Genomic DNA, 6,008 nt, shown 5'->3' with positions numbered 1-6,008 from the left:
ACCGCCCGGTGCGGACCCGCATGCCGGGTGGTGTGGGAGGGGAACGGTCAGATTATCTGACCGCCCCTATCCCGATGCGGCTCTTGCCTCTGCGTCTGAAGGGTTCGGTCGCCCCGATTCTCCCCAGCACTCGTGCTCTGCCAGGTTTGCCCGATGGCAAAAAAAGCGGGCGCCCGTGGGCGCCCGAAAGTTCCTCGAGGGGGAGGAAGATAAACGGTTGTGCGTGGCCTTTTAGTGGGCGCTGGCGCTGGCGGCGCCGATGCCGGTCTGGGAGCGCACGTACTGGTCGTCGAAGCCAGCCTTGTCGGTCTTGGCTCGGGCGCTGCTGTCGGTCACCGAGAACAGCCAGGTGAAGAAGAAGGCCAGGGGCATGGAGAACAGGGCGGGTTGCTCGTACGGGAAGATGGCTTCCGCATTGCCCAGCACCACCACCCACACGGCCTTGGACAGCACCACGAAAGTCACCGCCGAGATCAGGCCGGCCAGGCCACCCAGCAGGGCGCCGCGGGTGGTCAGACCACGCCAGTACATGGACAGGATCAGGATGGGGAAGTTGGTGGAGGCCGCGATGCCGAAGGTCAGGCCGACGAGGAAGGCGATGTTCTGCTTCTCGAACAGGATGCCCAGCAGCACGGCGACCACGCCGAGGCCGACGGTGGCGATCTTGGATACGCGCATTTCCTGGCTTTCGGTGGCCGTGCCCTTGCAGATCACCCGGGCGTAGATGTCGTGGGCGATGGCGGACGCACCGGCCAGGGCCAGACCGGACACCACGGCCAGGATGGTGGCGAAGGCCACGGCGGACATGAAGCCCAGGAACAGGTTGCCACCCACGGCCTTGGACAGGTGCATCACCGGCATGTTGCCGCCACCGATGAGCTTGCCGGCGAGGTTGCCGCCTTCATAGAACTCCGGGTTGGTGCCGACGATGGTGATGGCGATCAGGCCCAGGGCGCACACGACCATGAAGAAGTAGCCGATGCAGCCGCTGGCCACAAACACGCTCTTGCGGGCTTCCTTGGCGTTGGGCACCGTGAAGAAGCGCATCATGATGTGGGGCAGGCCGGCGGTGCCGAAGACCAGGCCCAGGGACAGGGACACGGCGGTGACCGGGTCGGCCATCAGGGAGCCGGGGCCCATGATCTTGAGGCCGTCCTTGTGCACTTCCACGGCCTTCTTGGCCACGGCTTCCAGGCTGAAGCCGAACTGGCTCATGGACAGGAAGAGCAGCACGGTGCCGCCAAACAGCATCAGGCAGGCCTTGATGATCTGCACCCAGGTGGTGGCGATCATGCCGCCGAAGGTCACGTAGATCACCATCAGCACGCCCACCACGACCACTGCGGTGGCGTAGTCCAGGCCGAACAGCAGCTTGATGAGCTGGCCGGCGCCGACCATCTGCACGATCAGGTAGAAGCACACCACGGTGAGCGAACCGAAGGCGGCAAAGGTGCGGATGGTGCCCTGGTCGAGGCGGTAGGAGGCGATGTCGGCGAAGGTGAACTTGCCCAGGTTGCGCAGGCGTTCAGCCATCAGGAACAGGATCACCGGCCAGCCGACGAAGAAGCCGATGGCGTAGATGAAACCGTCCAGGCCCTTGGCGAAGACCATGGCGGACAGGCCCAGCAGGGTGGCCGCGGACATGTAGTCACCGGCAATGGCGAGGCCGTTCTGGAAGCCGGTGATGCCGCCGCCGGCGGTGTAGAAGTCGGCGGTGGACTTGGTGCGGCTGGCGGCCCAGTAGGTGATGCCCATGGTGGCCACCACGAACACGAAGAACATGCCGATGGCGGTCAGGTTGAGGGGTTGCTTCTGGGCCACGCCGACGGCGTCGGCGGCCAGGGCGCCGGCACTGGCCAGGGCCAGCAGGGTGGCGGCGAGGAGTTGCTTGGACTTGATCACTTGGAGGCCTCCCGGATGATTTCGTTGTTCATCTGGTCGAACTCGCCGTTGGAGCGGCTGACGAACCAGCCGGTGAGCAGCCAGGAGCCGATGATGATGATGGCGCCGATGGGCACGCCGATGGTGAGCATGCCGCCCTCGGAGATCGGAGTGCGCAGGACTTCGGGGGCGAAGGCCACGAGCATCATCAGACCGTAGTAGGACGCCATCACGATGGCTGTGAGCAGGTAGGCAAAGCGGCTGCGCTTGCCCTCCAGCTCGGCAAAGCGGGGGTTGGCCCGCACTTTCTTGTAAATCTCCGCTGACATGATTCCTCCTGGGAAGGTGATTAAAGGTTTTTCTGTGTAGTTATGGTCTTGGGGTGAGTGCTGTTCTCCCCCGGGTGCTGCCACATGCTGATTACATGTTCGGGTAGTTCGGGCCGCCGCCGCCTTCCGGTACGGCCCAGTCGATGTTCTGGGTCGGGTCCTTGATGTCGCAGGTCTTGCAGTGCAGGCAGTTCTGGGCGTTGATCTGCATGCGCGGGCCGCTCGGGTCCTCGACGATTTCGTACACGCCGGCCGGGCAGTAGCGCGTCTCGGGGGCGTTGTAGAGCGCCAGGTTGGTGCTGATGGGCACCGAGGCGTCCTTCAGCTTCAGATGGCAGGGCTGCTCCTCGGTGTGGTTGGTGGCCGAGATGAACACCGACGAGAGTCGGTCGAAGCTGATCTTGCCGTCGGGCTTGGGATAGACGATGGGGGCGCAGTCCGAGGCCTTCTTCAGCTGGGTATGGTCGGCGTGGTGGCGCAGGGTCCACGGTGCCCGGCCCTTCAGCACATAGGTGTCGATGGCGCTGTAGGCGATGCCGCCAAACAGCCCCCAGCGGAAGCTCGGGCGGATGTTGCGCACCTGGTAGAGCTCGTCCCACAGCCAGCTCTGCTTGAGCCGCTCGGGGTAGCCCAGGCACTCGTGGCCGGTCTGGCCCTCGGCGGTGAGGTGGGCAAACAGGGCCTCGGCCGCTTCGATGCCCGACTTCATGGCCATGTGGGTGCCCTTGACCTTGGGCACGTTCAAGAAGCCCGCCGTGTCGCCGATCAGCACGCCGCCGCGGAAGCTGAGCTTGGGCACCGACTGGAAGCCGCCTTCGTTGAGGGCCCGGGCGCCATAGGCGATGCGCCGGCCGCCTTCGAAGAACTTGCGGATCTCCGGGTGGGTCTTGAAGCGCTGGAATTCCTCGTAGGGCGACAGGTGCGGGTTGCTGTAATCCAGCCCGACCACGAAGCCCACCGCCACCTGGTTGTTCTCCAGGTGGTACAGGAAGGAGCCGCCATACACGTCGCTGGAAACCGGCCAGCCGACGGTGTGCAGGGTCAGGCCCTGCTGGTGCACCTCGGGGCGCACCTCCCACAGTTCCTTGATACCGATGCCGTAGGTTTGCGGGTCGACGCCCTCGCGCAGGTTGAATTTGCTGAACAGGCCCTTGGTGAGGGAGCCGCGGCAGCCTTCGGAGAAGACGGTTTGGCGGGCGTGCAGCTCGATGCCCGGCTGGTGGTTGGGGCCCGGCTCGCCGTTCTTCTCGACGCCCATGTCGCCGGTGGCGATGCCCTTCACCGAGCCATCGGCGTGGTACAGCACCTCGGACGCGGCAAAACCCGGGTAGATCTCCACGCCCAGGGCCTCGGCCTGCTCGCCCAGCCAGCGCACCACGTTGCCCAGGCTGACGATGTAGTTGCCCTCGTTGTGCATCTGGGGCGGGGTGGGCAGTTTGTAGGCCTTGTCGGTGGTGAGGAAGAGGAAGCGGTCTTCCTTGACCGGAGTGTTGAGGGGCGCACCGCGCTCCTTCCAGTCGGGGAAGAGCTCTTCCAGGGAGCGCGGCTCGATGACGGCGCCGGACAGGATGTGGGCGCCGACCTCGGAGCCCTTCTCCACGACGCAGACCGAAAGCTCCGCGCCGGCCTTTTCGGCGAGTTGCTTCAGGCGGATCGCGGCACTCAGGCCCGAGGGGCCGGCGCCGACGATCACCACGTCGTATTCCATCGCTTCACGCGTCATTGCTGCTGTCTCCGGATAAGAGGGAGGTTTTCTGTAGGGGCGGCTTCAGCCGCCCGCGGACTTCGGATCAAGCGCCTGGGGGCGGCTGAAGCCGCCCCTGCAGGGTTCTGCTGCTTAGAACAGCGCTTCTTCCAGGGCCAGCACCGCGTCTGCGCCATTCACGATGGCGTCCCGGAAGGCGTTGGCTTCGGGGATCACGTGCTTGGCGAAGTAGGCCGCGGTGGCCAGCTTGGCCTTGTAGAAGTCGCCATCCGGGCCGGTCAGGCGGCCGGCGGCGATCTGGGCGGAGCGGGCCATCAGCCAGCCACCGACGACGATGCCGGTGAGCTTGAGGAAGGGCACCGAGCCGGCGTGGGCGGCCTGCGGGGTGGCTTCGTAGTTGGCGAGCAGCCAGTTGGTGGCTTCGTCCAGGGCGGCGATGCCGTCACCCAGGGCGTCGGCCAGACTCTTCAGGGCCGGGTCGTTGGAGGCACGCAGGGCGGCGCCGGTCTCGGCGATGTCGGCGAGGAGCTGCTGCATGCTCTTGCCGCCTTCCTTGGCGGTCTTGCGGCCCACCAGGTCATTGGCCTGGATGGCGGTGGTGCCTTCGTAGATGGTGATGATGCGGGCGTCGCGCATGTAGAGGGCGGCGCCGGTTTCCTCGATGAAGCCCATGCCGCCGTGCACCTGCACGCCGTTCCAGGTGATGCCCTGGGCGTTCTCGGTGCACCAGCCCTTGACCACCGGGGTCAGCAGCTCCAGGCGGCGCTGGTTGGCGGCGCGCACCTCGGCGTCCGGGTGGCTGTGGGCGCGGTCCATGCAGCCGGCCACGTAATAGGCCAGGGCGCGGCCGGCTTCGGTGCGGGACTTCATGTCCATCAGCATGCGGCGCACGTCCGGGTGGTGCAGGATGGGCTTCTTCTCGCCGGACTTGTCGCCGACGATGCGGCCCTGGATGCGCTCACGGGCGTAGGCGAGGGCGTGCTGGTAGCTGCGCTCGGACACGCCGACGCCTTCCAGGCCGACGTTGAGGCGGGCGTGGTTCATCATGGTGAACATGTATTCCAGGCCGCGGTTGGCCTCGCCCACCAGGTAGCCGATGGCGCCGCCCTTGTCGCCGAAGGACATGACGGCGGTGGCGCTGCCGTGGATGCCCATCTTGTGCTCGATGGAGGCGCAGATCAGGTCGTTGCGCTCGCCCAGGCTGCCGTCGGCGTTGACCAGGAACTTGGGGGCGATGAACAGGGAGATGCCCTTCACGCCCGGGGGGGCGTCCGGCAGGCGGGCCAGCACGAGGTGGACGATGTTCTCGGCCATGTCGTGCTCACCCCAGGTGATGAAGATCTTGGTGCCGGTGATGGCGTAGCTGCCATCGCCGCGGGGCTCGGCCTTGGTGCGGATGGCTGCCAGGTCGGAACCGGCCTGGGGCTCGGTGAGGTTCATCGTGCCGGTCCACTTGCCCGACACCATGTTGGGCAGGTAGGTGGCCTTGAGCTCGTCGGAGGCGTGGTGGGCGATGGCTTCCACGGCGCCCAGCGTGAGCATCTGACACAGGGAGAAGGAGATGCTGGCTGACTTCCACATTTCCAGCACGGCGGTGGACACGGTCACCGGCAGGCCCTGGCCGCCGAACTCGGTGGAGGCGGGCATGCCGTTCCAGCCGGTCTCGCAGAAGGTGGCATAGGCTTCCTTAAAGCCGTCGGCGGTGGTCACCACGCCGTTGTCCCACTTGTTGCCCTGCTTGTCGCCCACCGGGTTGAGCGGGTCAACGACCTCGGAGGCAAATTTGCCGGCTTCATCGAGGATGGCTTCGACCAGGTCGAGGCTCACTTCCTCGTTGCCCGGCAGGGTGGTGATCTCCTGCAGGCCGGCCAGCTCGGTCATGTTGAACAGCATGTCTTTCACGGGGGCGACGTAAGTGCTCATGGGGTGCTCCTTGCGAATTCGGTTTATTGGGGCGCGTCGAGGAGGCGTGGGGTCGAATTCATTCGACCCCACGGGGAAGGTCAGAGGGCGGACACCAGCTGCGGCACGGCCTCGAACAGATCCGCCACCAGGCCGTAGTCGGCCACCTGGAAGATCGGGGCTTCGGGGTC

4 protein-coding genes are annotated in these 6,008 nt (G+C 65.9%); all 4 read right to left on the bottom strand.

All coding sequences use genetic code 11. The features are described 5' to 3' along the window. Positions 1–231: 231 nt before the first annotated feature. Entirely contained in the window at positions 232–1,899 is a 1,668-nt protein-coding gene (locus tag L6Q67_RS23085) for a cation acetate symporter (protein ID WP_296575708.1), read from the bottom strand. Continuing rightward, positions 1,899–2,210 (bottom strand): DUF485 domain-containing protein, encoded by a 312-nt coding sequence (locus L6Q67_RS23080; protein ID WP_296575705.1) that lies wholly within the window; start codon positions 2,208–2,210, stop codon positions 1,899–1,901. The genes L6Q67_RS23085 and L6Q67_RS23080 overlap by 1 nt, the downstream gene beginning before the upstream one ends. Before the next feature lie 91 nt (positions 2,211–2,301). Then, positions 2,302–3,933: an electron transfer flavoprotein-ubiquinone oxidoreductase gene (locus L6Q67_RS23075; protein WP_296575702.1), complete on the bottom strand. Its 1,632-nt coding sequence runs from the start codon at positions 3,931–3,933 to the stop codon at positions 2,302–2,304. 114 nt (positions 3,934–4,047) lie between these two features. Then, positions 4,048–5,838: an acyl-CoA dehydrogenase gene (locus tag L6Q67_RS23070; protein ID WP_296575698.1), complete on the bottom strand. Its 1,791-nt coding sequence runs from the start codon at positions 5,836–5,838 to the stop codon at positions 4,048–4,050. Between the last annotated feature and the right edge of the window lie 170 nt (positions 5,839–6,008).

Origin of the sequence: Zoogloea sp., assembly GCF_023150065.1 — a bacterium.
Taxonomy (GTDB): Bacteria; Pseudomonadota; Gammaproteobacteria; order Burkholderiales; family Rhodocyclaceae; genus Zoogloea.
This window is presented reverse-complemented; position numbering and strand designations above follow the sequence as displayed.